The sequence below is a fragment of the Klebsiella sp. GG_Kp173 genome (genome assembly GCF_040062415.1).
Lineage (GTDB): Bacteria > Pseudomonadota > Gammaproteobacteria > Enterobacterales > Enterobacteriaceae > Klebsiella > Klebsiella quasipneumoniae.
In genome coordinates this window covers 71,194-92,606 of the sequence record NZ_JBEAFZ010000005.1, presented here as the reverse complement: position 1 = coordinate 92,606, position 21,413 = coordinate 71,194, and the positions used below count along the sequence as shown (strand labels likewise).

Annotated in this window: 16 protein-coding genes and 1 pseudogene; 7 read left to right on the top strand and 10 right to left on the bottom strand. The window is 57.7% G+C overall.

What is annotated here, in order from left to right; genetic code table 11:
* Positions 1-5: 5 nt before the first annotated feature.
* Complete coding sequence (gene bglK / locus ABLU50_RS05295; protein WP_017900443.1) at positions 6-899, bottom strand: beta-glucoside kinase BglK; 894 nt, start codon at positions 897-899, stop codon at positions 6-8.
* Positions 900-1,162: 263 nt separating this feature from the next.
* Between bglK and purM the strand changes: the two genes are divergently transcribed.
* From purM to ppx, 4 genes are all read left to right on the top strand, one after another.
* A complete protein-coding gene (gene purM / locus ABLU50_RS05290) occupies positions 1,163-2,200 on the top strand; it encodes a phosphoribosylformylglycinamidine cyclo-ligase (RefSeq protein WP_023318861.1) in 1,038 nt (345 codons plus the stop codon).
* Positions 2,197-2,838, top strand: coding sequence for a phosphoribosylglycinamide formyltransferase (gene purN, locus ABLU50_RS05285; RefSeq protein ID WP_004201920.1), 642 nt, complete (start codon positions 2,197-2,199; stop codon positions 2,836-2,838). The genes purM and purN overlap by 4 nt, the downstream gene beginning before the upstream one ends.
* 179 nt (positions 2,839-3,017) lie before the next feature.
* Positions 3,018-5,078, top strand: a complete 2,061-nt coding sequence (gene ppk1, locus ABLU50_RS05280; protein ID WP_002913838.1) for a polyphosphate kinase 1 — start codon at positions 3,018-3,020, stop codon at positions 5,076-5,078.
* A gap of 3 nt (positions 5,079-5,081) precedes the next feature.
* Complete coding sequence (ppx, locus tag ABLU50_RS05275) at positions 5,082-6,614, top strand: exopolyphosphatase (protein WP_004201914.1); 1,533 nt, start codon at positions 5,082-5,084, stop codon at positions 6,612-6,614.
* A gap of 55 nt (positions 6,615-6,669) precedes the next feature.
* Here the strand turns inward: ppx and ABLU50_RS05270 are convergent, their stop codons facing one another.
* Entirely contained in the window at positions 6,670-8,898 is a 2,229-nt protein-coding gene (locus tag ABLU50_RS05270) for an EAL domain-containing protein (protein WP_087832043.1), read from the bottom strand.
* 370 nt (positions 8,899-9,268) lie between these two features.
* Between ABLU50_RS05270 and ABLU50_RS05265 the strand changes: the two genes are divergently transcribed.
* On the top strand, positions 9,269-9,442 hold the full coding sequence (locus tag ABLU50_RS05265) for a YfgG family protein (RefSeq protein WP_017900441.1): 174 nt from the start codon (positions 9,269-9,271) through the stop codon (positions 9,440-9,442).
* A 97-nt stretch (positions 9,443-9,539) separates the two neighbouring features.
* On the opposite strand, the pseudogene ABLU50_RS05260 reads toward ABLU50_RS05265, so the two are convergent.
* Positions 9,540-10,452 (bottom strand): annotated as a pseudogene (locus tag ABLU50_RS05260) (LysR family transcriptional regulator).
* A 73-nt stretch (positions 10,453-10,525) separates the two neighbouring features.
* Between ABLU50_RS05260 and ABLU50_RS05255 the strand changes: the two are divergent.
* Positions 10,526-11,746: an MFS transporter gene (locus ABLU50_RS05255; RefSeq protein WP_087832041.1), complete on the top strand. Its 1,221-nt coding sequence runs from the start codon at positions 10,526-10,528 to the stop codon at positions 11,744-11,746.
* A gap of 138 nt (positions 11,747-11,884) precedes the next feature.
* Here ABLU50_RS05255 and guaA read toward each other — a convergent pair whose 3' ends face one another.
* Together guaA and guaB are read right to left on the bottom strand one after the other, a co-directional pair.
* Positions 11,885-13,462, bottom strand: coding sequence for a glutamine-hydrolyzing GMP synthase (gene guaA, locus ABLU50_RS05250; protein WP_004201905.1), 1,578 nt, complete (start codon positions 13,460-13,462; stop codon positions 11,885-11,887).
* Positions 13,463-13,529: 67 nt separating this feature from the next.
* Positions 13,530-14,996, bottom strand: coding sequence for an IMP dehydrogenase (guaB, locus tag ABLU50_RS05245; RefSeq protein ID WP_087832040.1), 1,467 nt, complete (start codon positions 14,994-14,996; stop codon positions 13,530-13,532).
* Between the two features lie 158 nt (positions 14,997-15,154).
* On the opposite strand from guaB, the gene xseA reads away from it, so the two are divergent.
* Positions 15,155-16,546 (top strand): exodeoxyribonuclease VII large subunit, encoded by a 1,392-nt coding sequence (gene xseA, locus ABLU50_RS05240; protein WP_087832039.1) that lies wholly within the window; start codon positions 15,155-15,157, stop codon positions 16,544-16,546.
* Here the strand turns inward: xseA and ABLU50_RS05235 are convergent.
* From ABLU50_RS05235 to ABLU50_RS05215, 5 genes are all read right to left on the bottom strand, one after another.
* Positions 16,530-16,748 carry a zinc ribbon domain-containing protein gene (locus tag ABLU50_RS05235; protein ID WP_004201901.1) on the bottom strand — a complete coding sequence of 73 codons (219 nt, stop codon included), beginning with the start codon at positions 16,746-16,748 and terminating at the stop codon, positions 16,530-16,532. The two genes, xseA and ABLU50_RS05235, sit on opposite strands and share 17 nt — an antisense overlap.
* A 49-nt stretch (positions 16,749-16,797) precedes the next feature.
* The gene (locus ABLU50_RS05230) at positions 16,798-17,877 is read right to left on the bottom strand and encodes a Gfo/Idh/MocA family oxidoreductase (protein ID WP_057216600.1); all 1,080 of its coding nucleotides are present in this window, start codon (positions 17,875-17,877) and stop codon (positions 16,798-16,800) included.
* A 117-nt stretch (positions 17,878-17,994) separates the two neighbouring features.
* Positions 17,995-19,473: a ribosome biogenesis GTPase Der gene (der, locus tag ABLU50_RS05225; protein ID WP_004144309.1), complete on the bottom strand. Its 1,479-nt coding sequence runs from the start codon at positions 19,471-19,473 to the stop codon at positions 17,995-17,997.
* 113 nt (positions 19,474-19,586) lie between these two features.
* Complete coding sequence (bamB, locus tag ABLU50_RS05220; RefSeq protein WP_004201895.1) at positions 19,587-20,765, bottom strand: outer membrane protein assembly factor BamB; 1,179 nt, start codon at positions 20,763-20,765, stop codon at positions 19,587-19,589.
* Positions 20,766-20,775: 10 nt separating this feature from the next.
* Complete coding sequence (locus ABLU50_RS05215; protein WP_004201892.1) at positions 20,776-21,396, bottom strand: YfgM family protein; 621 nt, start codon at positions 21,394-21,396, stop codon at positions 20,776-20,778.
* Positions 21,397-21,413 lie beyond the last annotated feature (17 nt).

Below are 21,413 nucleotides of genomic sequence, written 5' to 3'. Positions count from 1 at the left end.
TCTCCCTAAGGTCGATCGTCGCCAGGCGAACGATAGTGCTGATTGAAATGGTAAACCGCGCCAATCAGGCCGGCATCGTTGCCGTGACTGACGGTATCGAGATAGTCGGCAATGCCGAACCAGGCCAGATGCTGGCGCAGCAGCGTCAGAAATCCAGGACGTTCCACAACGCCGCCGCCGATAAAAATGGTCTGCGGATCGAAGATATTGACGAGGTTATAAAGGCCATGGCCCAGGCCATTGAAGAACTCGGCGACCAGACGCTGGCAAACCGGGTCGCCGGCGTCATAGCGGTCAAAAATCATTTCGCCAGTGACGCTATCCAGCGGCGCGCCAATATGTTCTGCATAGCGATAGCGCAGCACCCGCAGGGTGCAGTTTTCATTCATCGAGTAGCGACGGGGATCGCGTCCGCCGGGACGATCGGTAAGCATATAGCCGAACTCGCCGGCGCGAAAACGCGCCCCGTGGATCAGCTGATGTTGGCAAAAAATCGCTCCACCGATGCCAGTGCCGATAGTGAGCACCAGAAAATTGGCCATCTCCGCCGCTTTACCCTGCCAGCGCTCGGCCAGCAGCACACAGTTGGCGTCGTTTTCCACCGAGACCGGCAGCCCGGTTCGCGTCTCGAGCCATGATTTCATGGCGAAGTTATCAAATCGACGGATAGCGCCGCCCATGGTGATAAATCCGCTGTGCGGATCGACATAGCCCGGCGCGCTGATGGCAATGCCTTCGCATGACGGGTGGGCCGCCAGCCACGACAGCATGGTCTGTAAGATATGATCGCCATCGCTGTCATTGATTGACTGCTTCGCGGTTTCCAGCAGCCTGCCGTCGCGGGTCATGACGCCCATCTTTAACGCGGTGCCACCGATATCAAATGCCGCAATCTTCATTCATCCCTCCCCTGTCGAACATAAATCACCGGTAATCCATACGGCGATCAATCACAGAAACCGGTTTCAGTAATATGATGGGTATTACCTGACACTGAGGCAAGCACAAGGCTGTACCCGGTTTCATTTTCGTGAGCAGTATCAAATTTGACCATCCGCCAACGGTTTTACGCCGACTGTAAAGCAGGCTCGCAAACGTTTGCTTTCCCTGTTAGAATTGCGCCGATTTTTCTTGCTTACCGCAAACGCGTGGAGACTTCGCAGTGACCGACAAAACCTCTCTCAGCTATAAAGATGCCGGCGTGGATATTGATGCAGGCAACGCTCTCGTCGACCGTATTAAGGGCGTGGTGAAGAAAACCCGTCGCCCGGAAGTGATGGGTGGACTGGGCGGATTCGGCGCGCTGTGCGCACTGCCGCAGAAATACCGCGAGCCGGTACTGGTCTCCGGCACCGACGGCGTCGGTACCAAGCTGCGTCTGGCAATGGATCTGAAGCGTCACGACACCATCGGCATCGACCTGGTCGCCATGTGCGTGAACGACCTGGTGGTTCAGGGCGCTGAACCGCTGTTTTTCCTTGATTACTACGCCACAGGTAAACTGGACGTCGATACCGCAGCCAGCGTCATCAACGGTATCGCCGAAGGCTGCCTGCAGTCCGGTTGCGCGCTGGTGGGCGGTGAGACCGCAGAGATGCCGGGGATGTACCACGGCGAAGATTACGACGTGGCGGGTTTTTGCGTCGGGGTGGTGGAAAAATCAGAAATCATCGACGGCAGCAAAGTCGCTGACGGCGATGTGCTGGTGGCGCTGGCCTCCAGCGGCCCGCACTCTAACGGCTATTCGCTGGTGCGTAAGATTATTGAAGTTAGCGGCGTTGACCCACAGACCACCGACCTTGACGGCAAACCGCTGGCCGACCATCTGCTGGCGCCGACCCGCATCTATGTGAAATCGGTCCTCGACCTGATTGCCAGCGTTGACGTCCACGCCATCGCCCATCTGACCGGCGGCGGCTTCTGGGAAAACATCCCGCGCGTACTGCCGGACAACACCCAGGCGGTGATTGATGAGTCTTCCTGGCAGTGGCCGTCCGTCTTCAAATGGCTGCAAACCGCCGGTAACGTCAGCCAGCATGAGATGTACCGTACCTTTAACTGCGGCGTGGGGATGGTTATCGCCCTGCCGGCAGCAGAGGCAGACAAGGCCATTGCCCTGCTGAACGAGAAAGGTGAAAACGCGTGGAAAATCGGGTATATCAAAGCCTCCGATTCCGAACAGCGTGTGGTCATTGCATGAAAAACATTGTGGTGCTGATTTCCGGTAGCGGCAGTAATTTGCAGGCGATCATCGACGCCTGTGGCCGGAAACAGATAAACGGCACCCTGCGTGCGGTATTCAGTAACAAGGCCGATGCGTTCGGCCTTGAGCGCGCGCGCGCGGCCGGGATCCCGGCCCACGCGCTGGCGCAAAGTCAGTTTGCCGACCGGGAAGCGTTCGATCGTCAGCTGATGCATGAAATTGACGCCTATGCCCCGGATCTGGTGGTGCTGGCGGGCTATATGCGTATCCTTAGCCCGGCCTTTGTCAGCCACTATCAGGGACGACTGCTGAACATCCACCCTTCGTTACTGCCGAAGTATCCTGGCCTGCATACCCATCGCCAGGTGCTGGAAAACGGTGACGAGGAGCATGGGACCTCGGTGCACTTCGTCACCGATGAGCTGGATGGCGGTCCGGTTATCCTGCAGGCCAAAGTGCCGGTCTTTGCTGGCGACAGCGAGGAAGAGGTCACGGCGCGGGTACAGACCCAGGAACATGCCATTTATCCGCTGGTGATCAGCTGGTTCGTCGAGGGGCGTCTGCGCATGGTGGGCAACCACGCCTGGCTGGATGAACGACAGCTTCCCCCTCAGGGCTATGCCGCTGAAGAATGAACAACAGCCCCGCCTTTCTCCATCGCGGGGCTTTTTTTTAATTAAAATTGTTTATTAATCAAACATCTCACAGAAATAATTCTTCTTACTGTCATATAGTTGTGACACAGTAAATCGCTATGCAGAAAAATTCGTCATAATAGTCTACGTCCTGTGAGTAAAACGGAGTGTGAGCGGTAATGGGCCAGGAAAAGCTATACATCGAAAAAGAACTCAGCTGGTTATCTTTTAACGAACGCGTGCTGCAGGAAGCGGCGGACAAAAGTAACCCGCTGATTGAGCGCATGCGCTTCTTAGGGATCTACTCCAACAACCTTGATGAGTTTTACAAAGTGCGCTTCGCTGAGCTTAAGCGCCGGATTATTATCAGTGAAGAACAAGGCAGTACCGCCCATTCTCGCCACCTGTTAGGCAAAATCCAGGCCCGCGTTCTGAAGGCCGATCAGGAATTCGATAGTCTGTATAACGAACTGCTGCTGGAGATGGCGCGCAACCAGATCTTCCTGATCAACGAGCGCCAGCTGTCCGTCAATCAGCAGGCCTGGCTGCGCAACTACTTTAAACAGTATTTGCGGCAGCATATCTCGCCGATCCTGATTAACCGCGAAACGGACCTCGTGCAGTTCCTGAAAGATGATTACACCTATCTGGCGGTGGAGATTATCCGCGGGGAAAACATCAACTATGCCCTGCTGGAAATTCCGTCGGATAAGGTCCCGCGCTTCGTAAACCTGCCGCCGGAAGCGCCTCGCCGCCGTAAGCCAATGATCCTGCTGGATAACATTCTGCGCTATTGCCTGGACGACATTTTTAAAGGCTTCTTTGATTACGATGCGCTGAACGCCTACTCGATGAAAATGACCCGTGACGCCGAGTACGATCTGGTGCATGAGATGGAGTCGAGCCTGATGGAGCTGATGTCCTCCAGCCTGAAACAGCGCCTGACCGCCGAGCCTGTTCGCTTCGTCTACCAGCGCGATATGCCGGACGCGATGGTCGAAATGCTGCGCGATAAGCTCTCCATCTCCAACTATGACTCAATGCTGCCGGGCGGCCGCTATCACAACTTCAAAGACTTTATCGGCTTCCCGAACGTGGGTAAGGCCAATCTGGTCAATAAACCTATGCCGCGCCTGCGTCATCTGTGGTTTGATAAATTCCGCAACGGCTTCGACGCCATTCGCGAACGCGATGTGCTGCTCTACTACCCCTATCATACTTTTGAGCATGTGCTGGAGCTGCTGCGTCAGGCCTCGTTCGACCCCAGCGTACTGGCGATCAAAATCAACATCTACCGCGTGGCCAAGGATTCGCGCATCATCGACGCGATGATCCACGCCGCCCACAACGGTAAAAAAGTCACCGTAGTGGTGGAGCTGCAGGCGCGTTTTGACGAAGAGGCCAACATTCACTGGGCGAAACGCCTGACGGAAGCGGGCGTCCACGTTATCTTCTCCGCGCCGGGCCTGAAAATCCACGCCAAGCTGTTCCTGATCTCGCGTAAAGAAGGCGATGAGGTCGTGCGCTACGCCCACATCGGCACCGGTAACTTCAACGAGAAGACCGCGCGGATCTATACCGACTATTCGCTGTTAACCGCCGATGCGCGCATTACCAATGAAGTTCGCCGGGTGTTTAACTTTATTGAAAACCCCTACCGCCCGGTCAGCTTCGATTACCTGCTGGTGTCGCCGCAGAACTCGCGTCGTCTGCTGTATGAGATGATCGACCGCGAGATCGCCAATGCGCAGAACGGGCAACCGTCCGGTATTACCCTGAAGCTGAACAACCTGGTGGATAAAGGACTGGTAGACAGACTGTATGCCGCCTCCAGCTCCGGCGTGCCGGTCAATCTGTTAATCCGCGGCATGTGCTCGCTGATCCCCGGTCTGGAAGGCATCAGCGAAAATATTCGCGTCATCAGCATTGTGGACCGCTTCCTCGAGCATGACCGGGTCTATTGTTTTGAAAACGGTGGCGATAAGCAGGTCTGGCTCTCCTCTGCCGACTGGATGACGCGTAATATCGATTATCGCATCGAAGTTGCCGCCCCGCTGCTCGACCCGCGCCTGAAACAGCGGGTGCTGGATATTTTTGATATCTTGTTCAACGATACGGTAAAAGCGCGCTATCTTGATAAAGAACTGAGTAATCGCTATGTGCCGCGCGGCAATCGCCGTAAAGTGCGCGCTCAGATGGCGATTTACGATTATCTCAAATCACTCGAACAACCCGACTAACCTATGCCAATAAACGAAAAAACCCCTCGGCCGCAGGAGTTCGCTGCGGTTGACCTTGGTTCGAACAGTTTTCATATGGTGATCGCCCGTGTCGTCGACGGCGCCATGCAGATCATCGGACGCCTGAAACAGCGCGTACATCTGGCCGATGGCCTCGATGAAAACTCGGTGTTGAGCGAAGAAGCCATGACCCGCGGGCTGAACTGCCTGTCGCTGTTTGCCGAACGCCTGCAGGGGTTCTCCCCTTCCAGCGTCTGCATCGTCGGGACGCATACGCTGCGCCAGGCGACCAATGCGGCAGAATTTCTTAAACGCGCGGAAAAAGTGATCCCCTACCCGATCGAGATCATCTCCGGTAATGAAGAAGCGCGCCTGATTTTTATGGGCGTGGAGCACACGCAGCCGGAGCGCGGCCGTAAGCTGGTGATTGATATCGGCGGCGGTTCGACCGAGCTGGTCATCGGTGAAGATTTTGAGCCCCGCCTGGTGGAAAGCCGTCGCATGGGCTGCGTGAGTTTCTCCCAGGCCTACTTCCCCGGCGGGACCATCAATAAAGAAAATTTCCAGCGCGCTCGCCTGGCGGCGGTGCAAAAACTGGAAACCCTGGCCTGGCAGTTCCGTATTCAGGGCTGGACCGTGGCGCTGGGCGCCTCCGGTACCATTAAAGCCGCCCAGGAAGTGCTGGTGGCTATGGGCGAGAAGGACGGGTTTATTACGCCGGAGCGCCTCGAAATGCTGGTCAGTGAACTGCTGAAGCATAAAAACTTCGACGCGCTCAGCCTGCCCGGCCTCTCGGAAGATCGTAAAGCGGTCTTTGCCCCGGGGCTGGCCATTCTGTGCGGCGTATTTGACGCGCTAGCCATTAAAGAGCTTCGTCTGTCTGATGGCGCGCTGCGTGAAGGCGTGCTGTACGAAATGGAAGGCCGCTTCCGCCACCAGGATATTCGTAGCCGTACGGCGCAGAGTCTGGCGAATCAGTACAACATCGATCGCGAACAGGCGCGCCGGGTGCTGGAAACCACCACCCTTATGCTGGAGCAGTGGCAGGAGCAGAATCCCAAGCTGGCCAATCCGCACCTGGCGGCGCTGTTGAAGTGGGCGGTGATGCTCCATGAGGTGGGCCTGAATATTAACCACAGCGGCATGCACCGCCACTCGGCCTATATTCTGCAGAACAGCGACCTGCCGGGCTTCAACCAGGAGCAGCAGATGCTGATGGCCACCCTGGTGCGCTATCATCGCAAAGCGATAAAACTCGACGATCTGCCGCGCTTTACGCTGTTCAGGAAAAAGCAGTTTCTGCCGCTGATCCAGCTGCTGCGCCTCGGCGTGCTGCTGAACAACCAGCGTCAGGCCACCACCACGCCGCCGACGCTACGGCTGCAGACGGAAGCTCACCACTGGACGCTGACCTTCCCGCACAACTGGTTTAGCCAGAATGCGCTGGTGCTGCTGGATCTGGAAAAAGAGCAGCAGTACTGGGAAGGTGTGCCGGAGTGGCTGCTGAAAATTGCGGAAGAAGAGCCAGACGCCTGATCGCCTCTATGGATATCATGCGAGCCGGGCCATCGCGCCCGGCTTTTTTACGGCTTCAGGCGCTCATCCCCTCCGCCAGCTGCGTCAGAGGCACCGGGACGCCAATATCATAGCCCTGCATATAATCGATCCCCAGCGCGATGACCGCCTGGCGTATCTCCGGCGATTCAACATATTCGGCCACCACCTGCATGTTCTTCATCCGCGCCAGACGACAGATTGAATCCACCACCTGGTAATCAAGACTGCTGGCGAGCAGATTGCGAATAAAGCTGCCGTCGATTTTAAGAATATCGACGTTCATCGTTTTTAACCGCGCATAGCTGGCGTAGCCGGTACCAAAATCATCGATAGCTACCCGGCAGCCCAGTGCCCGCAGGTGCTCTAATGTCTGGCAAACTAGCTCGGGGTTGCTGAGCGCATAGTTTTCGGTCAGCTCGAAAATAATCTGCCATGGCTCAATGTTGTAGGCCTGCAGCAGGTTTTCGACCTCCTCGGGAAACTGACTGCGGCTCAACGAGACCGGAGAGAGGTTGATCGCCAGCCGCAGACCGGGCAGCGCCCGCCGGTTGGCATCCATAAAGGCCAGGGTATGCTCAATGACCCACTGATCCACGCGCGTGGACAGCCCAAACTCGTGCGCCACCGGCAGGAACTCGTTGGGCCCCGTCAGTTCGCCCGACTCGCCTTTCATCCTCAACAACACTTCATGGTAATTGTCGCCGCGAATGCCCTGGATAGGCTGCGCCATCAGGACAAAATAGTCTTGCTCCAGCGCCTTGAGGATGCGGTTCATCATCGCCACTTTGTCTTTCAGATCCTGCTGGACATGCCCGGCGCCGCGGCGCTGCAAATTCTCCGGATGGCCGCTGGCCAGCGACATGTCGGCAATCGTGTTCAGCTCGCCAAGCAGCAAATACAGATGCTTCACCGGCGAGCGGACGTTGCAATAGCTCATGCCGATCCGCGGCTGCAGGGGGACCCCGTCCCAGTGAAAACGGAACTGTCGCAAGGAGCGCTCAATTAAGTGAATGCGCGCTTGGTGCCCTTCGCTGTTGAGACGAAACACTAAATCGTGACCGGCAAGATGATATACCGCTTCGTTCGGCGCCAGCAGCGCACGCAGGTGATTCGCCAGCATTTGCTTATACTGAATACGCAACAGCACCCCGTAGTGGCGGCCCAGCAGTTCAAGCTCAGGAATACGCAAAAAACAGAGCGTCGACCAGCTTGCGCCGTTCAGCGCCCGGCTCAGCGCCCGCAGATTCGGCATATGTACTACCGGGTCGAGGAAGGCCATCTGTCGGACGCGGGCGTAGATCAGCCGCTGCTGTGTTGCCAGCATCGCCGTATAGGCGACAATAAACGAGAACACCAGGTAGCTTGACGAGGTGATCGCCAGCTGAGTGTTATAACTTGGATAAATAGGTAAATAACGGTAATGAAAATGGATCACGGCGATCAGTACCGGCGTCCATATCAGCGAGATAAAGCGATAGCCAAAACGCATCGCCCCCCACAGCATCACCGGCATCAATAAGGATAATGTATAATTTGTACTAAATATGGTGCTGGTATCATTAAGCGGCATCAATAATAGCCCCAGCAACAGGGTTAATATCGCCGCCCAACTGATGATTTCAATTTTCTTTATTTTTGGATCAATTTGTAAGCGAACCTGAGAAATATACCCGCGCAAATAAAAAGGGTTACGAATTACCCGCAGTAGTAAATAACATAACGGTACGCCGGTCAGGCACCCCACCATCAGCGCCTGAAAGGTGATTAACGACCGTAAACTAAACGGCGAGACGCCGGTCATATCCGTTGTGCGCGGATGTAGCCCCAGATACTCGGCGATCTGCGACAAAATCAGAAAAATGACCGAAGGGAGCAGCATTTGCCAGAACAGACGATGCGGCATCAGCCTGACGTTACCGTGCGATACCTGCTGCCGTTGGGGAACAAAGATGCGATATCCGCCCCAGCAGAGCACGCAGGGGATCAGAAAATGGAACAGTACGCCAACGGCCTGCTCCGGCGTCATACCCCGGGCCAGCGTTAGCAGCAGACCAACGATAATTCCGGGGATCGCCGCCCAGCCGAAAAACATCATCAGGCTGAGCACCAGCGCCAGGGGAAGATAATAAAGATAAACCATATGCCCATTCAGCATGGTATATGTATTCATCCCTCTGGCAAGGGGTAATAATAACACAGGCAGGAGAAGCGGTAAGGCCCACCATTTGTCGCGATATTGTTGATAGTATTTTAATAAATTCATAGGTGCTCTACAGAGAGCCTCTGATCCTGCGAGGCATATTCAGGCAGGCATCCAACCACCCCATGCTGACCGCATAAGTAATAACGATACGGTAACGTCCGCTGATTTTAGTGGTGAAGAGAATGAGGCTGTTGATGTAAATCAACAAATGCTGACACCAACATTAATAAAACTTATTTTTTCAGCTTTTCGCAGCTAATAAAGAGAGCATGTAAATACGAGGATTATCTTATATAACATTAATTAATGTTTTCACTGCCGCACTTTTACATCTGCATCAATTGACCCCACCTCGTTCCTGTGCCTTAATACCCCCATCGCCCATCTTCGGGTATACTTCAAGGAACCTTTTGTGAGTCAGGCACCCAGTATGCGTAAACGACATCGATTTAACCGTCGCATGACCCGTATCGTACTGCTTATCAGCTTTCTCTTCTTCTTTGGACGCTTTGTCTACTCCTCCATCGGCGCCTGGTATCATCACCAGGATAAAAAAGCGTCGCAGGAGTCAACGCTCACCGTCGAGCCCTCCGCCCGCGAGTAACCCGTTGATCCTGATGCCGGATACGCCTCTATCCGCAGGCAGAGACGCCCGTTTCCAAGGCACTATCCCTGACGAGGCATGTTTTGCCGCTGACGATTTATAAGCGCACGGCCTGCAGCAGACGCAGCATTTCCGCCATTCCTTTGGTAATCACTTTATCCTGACGCATGACAACCGCCAGCTGACGGTACAGCGACGGGGCCAGAGAATGTACCGTTAAGCCATAGCGATCCTCCGCCTGCTCTACCGCCATGCGGGGCACAATACTGTAGCCCAGCCCGGCCCGCACCATGCGTTTGATCGCCTCGATGCTCCCCAGCTGCATCACCGGCGTGACCGCCAGGCCCGCCGAACGGAACCAGCGGTCAATCAGATCCCGCGTGCCGCTGCCCGCCTCGAAGGCAACGAGCGGCAGCGCCTGCAGCTCCTCAGGGGTACACACCGCCGGGATCCCCGCCTCGTGGCTGGGATGGATGACCACGAACTCCTCGTCCACCACGGCGGTCACCGCCAGACTGCGTCCCTGAACGGGCAGCGTGACCAGCCCAAGATCGAGCCGGTTTTCCTCCACCGCCCGGACGACATCCAGCGTGTTGCCGGTGGTCACCCCCACCGTCAGCAGTGGGTGCTGCTGACGAAGATGCTGCAGCAGCGGCGGAAGAAGATGAATGCAGGCCGTCGCGCCGGTCCCCAGGGTCAGTGAGCCATTAACTTCCTGACTAAATGCACTGACCGACTGCACCGCGCTATTCACCGCCCGCTCGATCTGCTCGCTGTGGGCCAGCAGCGCCATTCCCGCCGCCGTCGCCTTGATCCCGCGCCCGGTGCGCTCCAGCAGTCGGGTCTGTAAAAATTGCTCCAGCTGACGCACCTGCAGGCTGACGGCAGGCTGGGAGATCCCCAGCGCGTCGGCGGCGGCTGAGAAGCTGCCGCGCTGTACGACCAGCCGGAAGGTCGCCAGGTTTCCCAGGTTCAGTGTTGTCATGCAAAGTTTCTCTTATACCGCGCATAAGGTGGCCGCTCTGCCAGAACAATAGCCTGCCGGGTATGCTCAGGACAACTCTCTTAACGGAATGAAAAACCATGGGAACACCGGCTATTCCCCGACGTCTCGCCTTCACCGCGGGCGCTCAGCAACTGATCAACTGGGGTATCTCTTTTTATATGCCCGGCACCTTTGCCGGAGCTATCGCCGCCGACAAGGGATGGAGCTCGCCGCAGATCTATCTTGGCCTGACGCTTGCGATGCTGATCATGGCGGCGCTCTCCCCGCTGGTCGCCAGGCTGCTGGCTCGCTTTGGCGGACGACTGGTGGTCACCAGCGGAACCTTACTGATAGCCGCCAGTTGCGCGATGATGGCCTGGAGCCCTTCGCTGGTCGGCTGGTACGGCGCCTGGCTGCTGACCGGCGTCGGCATGCGGCTGTCGTTGTATGATGCCCTGTTCGCCGCGGTAGTGAACCTTTACGGCCAGCAGGCGCGGAAAACCATCTCTCAAATCACCCTCGCCGGCGGTCTGGCCTCTGCCCTCTTCTGGCCGCTGGGGGAGGCTTTACTCACCGTGATGTCCTGGCAGGATGCCCTGCGGGTCTATGCGCTGTTTGGCCTGCTGAGCGCATGGCTGAGTTATCAGCTGCCTCGTCAGCGGCTCGGCTCATCGACGAAAGCGAAAGCCCCAACAGCGGATGGCGATCGGCGTAACGGCATACGTTATGCGCTCTTTATTGCGCTGATCACCTTCATCTCCACCGGCACCTCCACCCATCTGCCGGAGTTTATCAGCCACTTTGGCCTGCCGGTTGCCATCGGAATGCTGTGGGGATTTGGCCAGACAGGCGCCCGGCTGGGGGAAGTGCTGGCCGGTCGACGCATCACCCCGCTCGCGCTGACGCGTTTTACCGCGCTCGCCATGCCGCTCTGTTTTCTCCTTGGTGTCAGCAGCACGGCGTATGCCGGGTGCGCAGCCGGGTTTGTGCTCGGCTATGGCGCGATAAATGGGCTGGTGACGATTGTGAAAGCGACGCTGCCGCTGGCGCTGTTTAGCGCAGAAAGCTACGCCAGCCGCACGGGTCTCCTGCTGATCCCCGGGCAACTGATGGCGGCGGCCGGCCCCTTTACCTATGCATGGCTGAACCATCGGCTGGGTATCGTGGGTGGAATGTGGATTTCCACCGGGTTAACGCTGATCGTTGCCGGACTGGCGCTGGCGATGGCGCGCTCGGTGGGTAAAACAGAGCCGGACAAGCGTCCAGCCCTCTGCCCGGGGGCAAAACGTGGGCCGGCTGAACATCTGCCGGAACCATAACCGGGTACATTCACCGGGGACACAGGATACCACCCAGTGATAGATAGCGGTGAGGGATGATGGGTTTGAAGCTGGGCATAAATTAAAAAACCCTCTGTAACAACAGAGGGTTTCATTTTATTCAACTAACGCCGGGGATTATTCCCACTCGATCGTTGCTGGCGGCTTACCGCTGATGTCATACACCACGCGGGAGATACCGTTCACTTCATTGATAATGCGGTTAGAGACGCGGCCGAGGAAATCATACGGCAGGTGCGCCCAGTGCGCGGTCATGAAGTCGATGGTTTCCACCGCACGCAGGGAAACCACCCAGTCGTATTTACGGCCATCGCCCATCACGCCGACGGAGCGAACCGGCAGAAATACAGTGAACGCCTGGCTCACTTTGTTGTACAGGTCAGCTTTGTGCAGCTCTTCGATGAAGATAGCGTCCGCGCGACGCAGCAGGTCGCAGTACTCTTTCTTCACTTCGCCCAGCACGCGCACGCCGAGGCCCGGGCCCGGGAACGGATGACGGTAGAGCATATCGTACGGCAGACCCAGCTCCAGACCGATCTTGCGCACTTCGTCTTTGAACAGCTCACGCAGCGGCTCAACCAGCCCCATCTTCATCTCTTTCGGCAGGCCGCCCACGTTGTGGTGAGACTTGATGACGTGCGCTTTACCGGTGGCGGAAGCGGCAGATTCGATAACGTCAGGATAGATGGTGCCCTGCGCCAGCCATTTGACGTCGTCCAGCTTCAGCGCTTCTTCGTCGAACACTTCCACGAAGACGCGACCGATGATCTTACGTTTCGCTTCCGGATCGCTTTCACCTGCCAGCGCGTCGAGGAAGCGCTGCTCGCCTTCCACGTGAACGATGTTCAGGCCAAAGTGGTCGCCAAACATCTCCATCACCTGCTGGGCTTCGTTCAGACGCAGGAGACCGTTATCCACGAATACGCAAGTCAGGTTTTTGCCGATGGCGCGGTGCAGCAGCATCGCGGTCACCGAAGAGTCCACGCCGCCGGAGAGGCCGAGGATTACTTTGTCATCGCCAACCTGCTGGCGAATACGCTCAACGGCGTCGTCGATGATTTTCGCCGGGGTCCACAGCGCTTCGCACTGGCAGATGTCGCGCACGAAGCGCTCCAGCATACGCATACCCTGACGGGTGTGGGTCACTTCCGGGTGGAACTGCACGCCGTAGAAGCGTTTTTCTTCGTTGGCCATAATGGCGAACGGGCAGTTGTCGGTGCTGGCGACGGTGACGAAGTCAGACGGGATGGCGGTGACTTTGTCGCCGTGGCTCATCCACACGTCCAGCAATGGTTTGCCGTCCGCGGTCAGGGAGTCTTCGATACCGCGCACCAGCGCGCTGTCGTTAACCACTTCAACCTGCGCGTAGCCAAACTCACGCTCGTTAGAGCCTTCGACATGGCCGCCCAACTGCATCGCCATGGTCTGCATACCGTAGCAGACGCCAAATACCGGCACGCCGGCTTCAAACACATACTGCGGCGCGCGCGGGCTGTTCTCTTCGGTGGTGCTTTCCGGGCCGCCGGAAAGAATGATGCCGCTTGGATTAAATTCGCGGATCTGTGCTTCCGTGACATCCCATGCCCACAGCTCACAGTAGACGCCCAGTTCACGCACGCGACGCGCCACCAGCTGAGTATACTGTGACCCGAAGTCGAGAATGAGAATGCGATGTTTATGAATGTTTTCCGTCATTGACGCTAATTCCGAGGCAAGTGAAACAGAGTAAATAAATCGCCCGACGCAAGGTCGGGCGAAGAAATCAGGAGCCCAGGCGGTAGTTCGGGGACTCTTTGGTGATGGTCACGTCGTGAACGTGGCTTTCCTGGATGCCCGCACCGCTGATGCGTACGAATTCAGCTTTGGTACGCAGCAGGTCAATGGTACCACAGCCGGTCAGCCCCATACAGGAGCGCAGGCCGCCCATCTGCTGGTGAATGATCTCTTTCAGGCGGCCTTTATAGGCCACGCGGCCTTCGATACCTTCCGGCACCAGTTTGTCAGCGGCGTTATCGCTCTGGAAGTAGCGGTCAGAGGAACCTTTCGACATCGCGCCGAGGGAACCCATCCCGCGATAGGATTTGTAAGAGCGACCCTGATAGAGTTCGATTTCGCCCGGGGATTCTTCGGTACCGGCCAGCATGGAGCCGACCATCACTGCCGCCGCACCGGCCGCGATCGCTTTGGCGATGTCGCCGGAGAAACGGATACCGCCGTCGGCGATAACCGGAATTCCGGTGCCTTCCAGCGCTTCCACCGCGTCGGAAACGGCAGTGATCTGCGGCACGCCTACGCCGGTCACGATACGGGTAGTACAGATGGAGCCCGGGCCGATGCCTACTTTCACCGCACTGCAGCCGGCTTCCGCCAGCGCGCGCGCGCCTGCGCCAGTGGCGACGTTGCCGCCGATGATCTGCAGGTCTGGGTATTTCGCACGTGTTTCACGAATACGTTGCAGAACGCCTTCGGAGTGGCCGTGAGAGGAGTCAATCAGCAGGACGTCAACGCCCGCTGCCACCAGCGCGTCAACGCGCTCTTCGTTGCCCGCGCCGGCACCAACCGCAGCGCCTACGCGCAGACGGCCCTGCTCATCTTTACAGGCGTTCGGTTTACGTTCCGCTTTCTGGAAGTCTTTTACAGTGATCATCCCGCGCAGGTGGAAGCTCTCATCCACAACCAGCGCTTTCTCAACGCGTTTTTCGTGCATCTTAGCGAAGACCACTTCACGGCTTTCGCCTTCACGCACGGTGACCAGACGCTCTTTCGGGGTCATATAGACGCTGACCGGCTGGTTCAGATCGGTAACGAAACGCACGTCGCGGCCGGTGATGATGCCGACCAGCTCGTTCTCTTCGGTAACCACCGGGTAGCCGGCGAAGCCGTTACGCTCGGTCAGCTCTTTCACTTCACGCAGGGTGGTGGTCGGCAGAACGGTTTGCGGGTCGGTGACCACGCCGGACTCATGTTTCTTCACGCGGCGAACTTCTTCCGCCTGGCGATCGATGGACATGTTTTTGTGAATAAAGCCGATGCCGCCTTCCTGTGCCAGGGCAATAGCCAGACGCGCTTCCGTTACGGTATCCATGGCTGCGGAGAGCATAGGAATATTCAGACGAATGGTTTTCGTCAGCTGAGTGCTGAGATCGGCTGTATTCGGCAGAACGGTAGAATGAGCGGGAACGAGGAGGACGTCGTCAAACGTCAGGGCTTCTTTAGCGATACGTAGCATGGGCAATATCTCGACCAGGGTGGATAAATATTGCCGTGGCATTATACAGAGCGTAACCGATTGCATCTACCCTTTTTTGCAAATAATACTTGCCATCCCCTCTGAGCGCGTTACTATCGACTGAATAACCTGCTGATTTAAAGTTTGATCTTGCTCACATGTTACCCTCTCAATCCCCCGCAATTTTTACCGTAAGCCGCCTCAATCAGACGGTGCGTCTGCTGCTTGAGCGCGAAATGGGCCAGGTTTGGATCAGCGGCGAGATCTCTAACTTCAGCCAGCCTTCTTCCGGCCACTGGTACTTCACCTTAAAAGACGATAACGCCCAGGTGCGCTGCGCGATGTTCCGCAACAGCAACCGCCGGGTCACGTTCCGCCCGCAGCACGGGCAGCAGGTGCTGGTTCGCGCCAACATCACCCTGTATGAGCCGCGCGGCGACTACCAGATTATCGTTGAAAGCATGCAGCCCGCCGGCGAAGGGTTGCTGCAGCAGAAGTATGAGCAGCTGAAAACGCAGTTAACCGCGGAAGGGCTGTTCGATCAAAAACATAAGCAGGCGCTCCCCTCCCCCGCCCGCTGCGTTGGGGTCATCACCTCGAAAACCGGTGCCGCGTTGCACGATATTCTCCATGTCCTCAGGCGCCGCGACCCCGGGCTGCCGGTGATCGTCTACCCGACCGCGGTTCAGGGTGACGATGCTCCCGGGCAGATTGTGCGCGCCATCGCGCTGGCGAACGCGCGCCGGGAGTGTGACGTGCTGATTGTCGGACGCGGCGGCGGTTCGCTGGAGGATCTGTGGAGTTTTAACGATGAGCGGGTGGCGCGAGCTATCTTCGCCAGCCAGATCCCTATCGTCAGCGCCGTTGGCCATGAAACCGACGTCACTATCGCTGATTTTGTTGCCGACCTGCGCGCGCCGACCCCTTCTGCCGCCGCAGAGATCGTCAGCCGCAATCAGCAGGAGCTGCTGCGCCAGCTGCAGGCCGGGCAGCAGCGGCTGGAGATGGCGATGGACTATTTCCTCGCCAGTCGCCAGCGCCGTTTTACCCAGTTGTTCCATCGTCTGCAGCAGCAGCACCCGCAGCTGCGGCTGGCCCGCCAGCAGACCGCTCTGGAACGCCTGCGCCAGCGGATGCGCATCGCCGTGGAATCGCAGCTTAAACGCGCCGATCAGCGGCAAAAGCGTACTGTTCAGCGCCTGAATCACTACAACCCGCAGCCGCGCATCCACCGGGCGCAATCGCGCCTCCAGCAGCTGGAATACCGGCTGGCGGAAACGATGCGTGGCCGCCTCAGCGAGCGACGTGAACGGTTTGGTCACGCGGTGACCCATCTGGAGGCGGTGAGTCCCTTAGCCACCCTGTCGCGCGGCTATAGCGTCACTTCGGTGAGCGACGGCACGGTACTGAAGCAGACAAAACAGGTCAAAACCGGCGATCTGCTCACCACCCGCCTGAAAGACGGCTGGGTCGAAAGCGAAGTGAGGCAGATTGCGCCGGTGAAAAAAACGCGGGCCAGAAAGCCATCGCCGCCTAAACCAGCGGAATAAACTCCACCCGTTTTTTCGAGATCAGGCCATGCCCGTGCTGGCAAAAGTAATCCACCGCGCCGCACGCTTTCAGCACCTCCAGCGGCTGGTGGCATTCCGGGCAGCGCGCCTCAAGGGCAAATACCCTTTCGCACTGAGCGCAATGCGCGCTGCTGCCTTTGACATCTAACGGCGCGTGGCACAGAGGGCAATCAAGTTCCATAACCATTCCTTTCAACGTTTATCTGCATCTATTTTACCATGTTCCGGGTTTAATGAGGGCCGCGTAATTGCTGCTGTAACCTGAGCAGCCACTCCACTTCCTCAAGCCGACGCCGCGTCAGCCCGGCCACGCTTTCGGGCGCCCGGGTAAACACATTCTCCGCGCCAAGGATCTGCTCATCGAGACAGTGCGCATAGATCGCTCCGGGCCGGGTCCAGCGCTGGATCCGCTCACCGTCCTGTAGCGTCGCCACCTCGCCATCAGGGGCGCGATCGAGGGCGAGCATTCGCCCATCCCGGAGCCCTATCCGCATTCCCTTTTGCCCGCCCGCGGGGCCAGCATATTTGTTAAGCCAGATATTCAGCGGGATATCGCCCAGGCGTCCCTGCAGATGCGCCTCTCCCTCGGCGGTGACCATATCCCCATGAGCAATGTCCCGGCCGAGACGGTCTTTCACCGCCCGGACGGCGAGGTCCAGCGTCACATCGCCTCCGCAGCCGAACAGGGTTTCACGCAGCATCGCCAGGACATGGGTACCGATATCGAGGATCACACCGTCGGGATGACGCAGCTGCCGGGTATCCAGCTCGCCGGTGGCAAAGTTGAGCGCGACCGGTTCTCCGGCAGCGTTAAAGCCGCTTGGCTCCAGCAAATAGCCTTCGATCCAGACGATATCCTGCGCTGAAAGGTGCGGCGGCGGCAGGCCGCTGGCCTCCTCTTCCGCCTGCCACGGCGGAGCAAGAGCGTTCAGCGCTAACCCACGCGCCATCCAGTGGTCGAGGGCCAGCACGCGACCGGCCTCCCTGGCCGGCGCCAGCAGCGTCCGCAGCCGGGCGGCCTGCTCAAGGTTGGCCACAATCGGTTTCTCCACCACGATACGGGGAATGGCGCTGGCTAACGCCCTCTCCAGCACGGGCAGGTGCTGGAGAGATGAGGTGGTAATGAAGAGCGTATCCAGGGGTTCGGCCAGTAGCGCCGACAGCGAATTGCGGCGCTGGATCCCCGGCAGCGCTCTGCTGCAGTCCAGGTCATAGCCCTGGCAGCTATCAATACGGTATCCCAGGCGGCGCAGCGCCGGTAAATAGGCAGTTTCTACCACCGCGCCAAGGCCGATAAAACCAATCTGCATAATAAGTCCACTTTTGAGCCGGTCTGTTCCCGGCGAAGTATCGCGGGATTATGGCGGAAAGTTTTGACTTTTACCGGCGCGGCGGCCACAAAAAACCCGCCGAAGCGGGTTTAATGATTATTTGCTTTTCTTGATGTGCTTGATCAGGCGCTTACGTTTACGCATCTGGTTCGGCGTCAGGGTGTTGCGCTTGTTGGCGAACGGGTTTTCCCCTTCCTTGAACTGGATACGGATTGGCGTGCCCATCACGTCCAGGGATTTACGGAAATAGTTCATCAGGTAGCGCTTGTAGGAATCCGGCAGATCCTTCACCTGGTTACCGTGGATCACCACGATAGGTGGGTTGTAGCCCCCGGCGTGGGCATATTTCAGCTTCACGCGTCGGCCGCGAACCAGCGGTGGCTGATGATCTTCCGCCGCCATGTTCATGATCCGGGTCAGCATCGCGGTGCTTACGCGGCGGGTAGCGCTATCGTAGGCTTCACGTACCGATTCAAACAGGTTGCCGACGCCGCTGCCGTGCAGGGCAGAGATGAAGTGCACCCGGGCAAAGTCGATAAAGCCCAGACGATAGTCGAGGGTCTCTTTCACCTGCTCCTTCACTTCCTGGCTCAGACCGTCCCATTTGTTGACGACGATTACCAGGGAGCGACCGCTGTTGAGGATAAAGCCCAGCAGCGACAAATCCTGATCGGAGATGCCTTCACGGGCATCAATCACCAGCAGCACGACGTTGGCGTCTTCAATCGCCTGCAGGGTCTTGATGACCGAGAATTTCTCCACCACGTCAGTAATTTTGCCGCGCTTGCGCACCCCGGCGGTATCGATGAGCACGTATTCGCGCTCGTCACGCTGCATCGGGATGTAAATGCTGTCGCGGGTAGTGCCCGGCATATCGTAAACTACCACGCGATCTTCGCCGAGGATGCGGTTGGTGAGCGTCGATTTACCGACGTTGGGACGTCCGACAATCGCCAGTTTGATCGGCAGATCCTGCGGATTGAAGTCATCTTCAGGCTCTTCTTCCGCTTCACCGTTCTGCTCAGCTTCGAATTTTGCCCAGTATTCGGCGTCTTCATCCACCTCTTCCTGCGGATTAACCTCATCTACCCATGGCAGCAGGGCCTGCTCCAGCAGGCTGGTCACGCCGCGGCCGTGCGAAGCGGCAATAGGATAAATATCGCCCAGGCCAAGCGACCAGAAGTCCGCCATCGCCTGGTCGACGTCGATGCCGTCGGTTTTGTTAGCCACCAGGAAGGTGGGCTTTTCACGAGAGCGCAGGTGTTTAGCGATCGCGATGTCCGCCGGCATCAGGCCCGCGCGCGCATCGACCATAAACAGCACTACATCGGCCTCTTCGATTGCCAGCAGCGACTGCTCCGCCATCCGGGTTTCCACGCCCTCTTCCGTACCATCAATACCACCGGTATCGATACAGATGAATTCGCGGCCTTCGACTTCGGCCCGACCGTACTTACGGTCACGAGTCAGCCCCGGGAAATCCGCAACCAGCGCATCACGAGTGCGCGTCAGGCGGTTAAAGAGCGTGGATTTTCCAACGTTAGGGCGCCCGACAAGCGCGACCACAGGTATCATGTTAAATGCCTCATACAATCACTAAGCAACATCGTCATAACGACGTTTTTAAAAAAGTCAAAACGGCCCCTGTCTGCCAGGGGCCGTTTCTTAATCACTCACGACAGCGGTAATTAACGCGTAATCGCGTACAGCGTACCGTCTTTCGCCTGGATCAGCAGTCGACCATCGGCCACAACCGGGTCGGTCAGGAAGCCGGAGCTGTCCACTTTCTGCTGCGCCACAAAATGGCCATCTTCCGGGTTCACCCAGTGCATATAGCCTTCGCTATCGCCGACCACCAGATTGCCATTATACAACACCGGCGCGGTCAGCAAACGGTGCAGCAGATCGCTTTGTGTCCACAGGGTCACGCCGCCATCGGTAGTCAGCGCCAGCAGGCGGTCATTCTGGTCAACCAGATAGATACGGTTGCCATCGACGATGAAATCATTCACCGAACCCAGCTCGCGTTTCCACATAATCTGGCCGCTACGCAGATCCAGCGCGGTCAGGTTACCGTTATAAGCCAGCGCATAGACAACGCCGTTGACGATAATCGGCGTGGTGTCGACGTCGCTCAGACGGTCGATTTCCGTCGGCCCAGTGGCCGTGGAAATACGCTGCTGCCAAATCATCTGCCCCTGCTGCATCAATACCGCGCTGACGCGGCCATTGTCGCCGCCCACGATCGCCGCGCCGTAGGCGGTGGCCGGAGCGGATTCGCCGCGCAGGGAGAGCGCAGGCATATCCAGGTTCACCGTCCATTTCACGGCGCCATCGGTCTCATTCAGCGCCTGCAGCTGGCCGTTACTGGTGTGGACCAGCACCATGCCATCGCTCACCACCGGGCGCGACAGCGCTTCGCCGGCGACGCGGGTTTGCCAGGCCACGGTACCATCGCTGGTATTCAGCGCATACAGCTGCGCTTTTTCACTGCCGATATAAACATGGCCGCCCGAGACGGTCACACCGCCGGAAAGCAGCGCCGGGGTACGCGAGAACCAGCCATCTTTCTCCGCCAGATTCACCGACCATACCTCTTTACCATCGTCGGCGTTCAGCGCTTTGACGGTGCCTTTACGGTCAGCGGCATAAACCACGCCGTCGGCGAAGGCCGGATGAAGGTTAGAGTAAAATTCGCCGATACCATCGCCAACCGAGGTGCTCCAGGACGTGGACGGCGTAAACTGGTTTTCTACCGTCGGCAGCGGTGACATTTTCACCACATCTTCTTCGCTATTAAACAGCGAACACCCGCTCAGCAAGGTAACGGAAAGCAGCCCTGGCAACAGTAATTTACGCAATTGCATCGAGTCCCTCTCAGATGGACAAATTATTCATTTTCATACGCATCATTTCGCTGAGCGCAGGAGAAGCATCGCTTTTCACGCCAGCTTCCCACGCCGCACGGGCCCCTTGCTTATCGCCTTTGCTCAACAGAATTTCGCCGCGCAAATCAGCCACAATAGCGGTCCAGCCTTCACCTTTAATGCTGTCGAGGGTTTTCAGCGCCGCATCAGCCTGCTTCATCTGCAGTTGAACGCGGGCAAGACGCATACTGATAACCGATTTCAGATTATCATCAGACGCGGCAGCCAGCCCCTGCTGAAGCTGCTTTTCGGCGTTCGGCAGATCGTTCTGTTCAACAAAATGCTGTGCCAGCTCGAGAGAAGCGAAGGCGCCGTAGGTATTTTTATTGTCAGCCGCGAACTTCTCCGCCCCTGACAGCACTTCTGGCGTATTTGATTTCAGCGCGGAAGTCGCCTGTTCGTAAGCCAGCGACGCGTCTCTGGCGGTATCCTGCTGATGGGAGGTCCAGTAGCGCCAGCCAACCAGCGCGCCAATCCCTAAAATCACCCCGACCGCCAGCGCTTTGCCGTTTTCGGCAAAGAAGCGCTTCAGCGCATCGACCTGATCGTTCTCGTTGTTAAAAGTTTCCACGCAGTCCTTCTCCTGAC

What these genes read in the sequence shown, in the direction of transcription:
- ppx (WP_004201914.1), top strand. Translation starts at nt 5,082, where the DNA reads ATGCCAATAAACGAAAAAACCCCTCGGCCGCAGGAGTTCGCTGCGGTT.
- guaA (WP_004201905.1), bottom strand. Translation starts at nt 13,462, where the DNA reads ATGACGGAAAACATTCATAAACATCGCATTCTCATTCTCGACTTCGGG.
- guaB (WP_087832040.1), bottom strand. Translation starts at nt 14,996, where the DNA reads ATGCTACGTATCGCTAAAGAAGCCCTGACGTTTGACGACGTCCTCCTC.
- ABLU50_RS05235 (WP_004201901.1), bottom strand. Translation starts at nt 16,748, where the DNA reads ATGGAACTTGATTGCCCTCTGTGCCACGCGCCGTTAGATGTCAAAGGC.
- purN (WP_004201920.1), top strand. Translation starts at nt 2,197, where the DNA reads ATGAAAAACATTGTGGTGCTGATTTCCGGTAGCGGCAGTAATTTGCAG.
- ABLU50_RS05230 (WP_057216600.1), bottom strand. Translation starts at nt 17,877, where the DNA reads ATGCAGATTGGTTTTATCGGCCTTGGCGCGGTGGTAGAAACTGCCTAT.
- ABLU50_RS05265 (WP_017900441.1), top strand. Translation starts at nt 9,269, where the DNA reads ATGCGTAAACGACATCGATTTAACCGTCGCATGACCCGTATCGTACTG.
- bglK (WP_017900443.1), bottom strand. Translation starts at nt 899, where the DNA reads ATGAAGATTGCGGCATTTGATATCGGTGGCACCGCGTTAAAGATGGGC.
- der (WP_004144309.1), bottom strand. Translation starts at nt 19,473, where the DNA reads ATGATACCTGTGGTCGCGCTTGTCGGGCGCCCTAACGTTGGAAAATCC.
- ABLU50_RS05270 (WP_087832043.1), bottom strand. Translation starts at nt 8,898, where the DNA reads ATGAATTTATTAAAATACTATCAACAATATCGCGACAAATGGTGGGCC.
- ABLU50_RS05255 (WP_087832041.1), top strand. Translation starts at nt 10,526, where the DNA reads ATGGGAACACCGGCTATTCCCCGACGTCTCGCCTTCACCGCGGGCGCT.
- xseA (WP_087832039.1), top strand. Translation starts at nt 15,155, where the DNA reads ATGTTACCCTCTCAATCCCCCGCAATTTTTACCGTAAGCCGCCTCAAT.
- ppk1 (WP_002913838.1), top strand. Translation starts at nt 3,018, where the DNA reads ATGGGCCAGGAAAAGCTATACATCGAAAAAGAACTCAGCTGGTTATCT.
- bamB (WP_004201895.1), bottom strand. Translation starts at nt 20,765, where the DNA reads ATGCAATTGCGTAAATTACTGTTGCCAGGGCTGCTTTCCGTTACCTTG.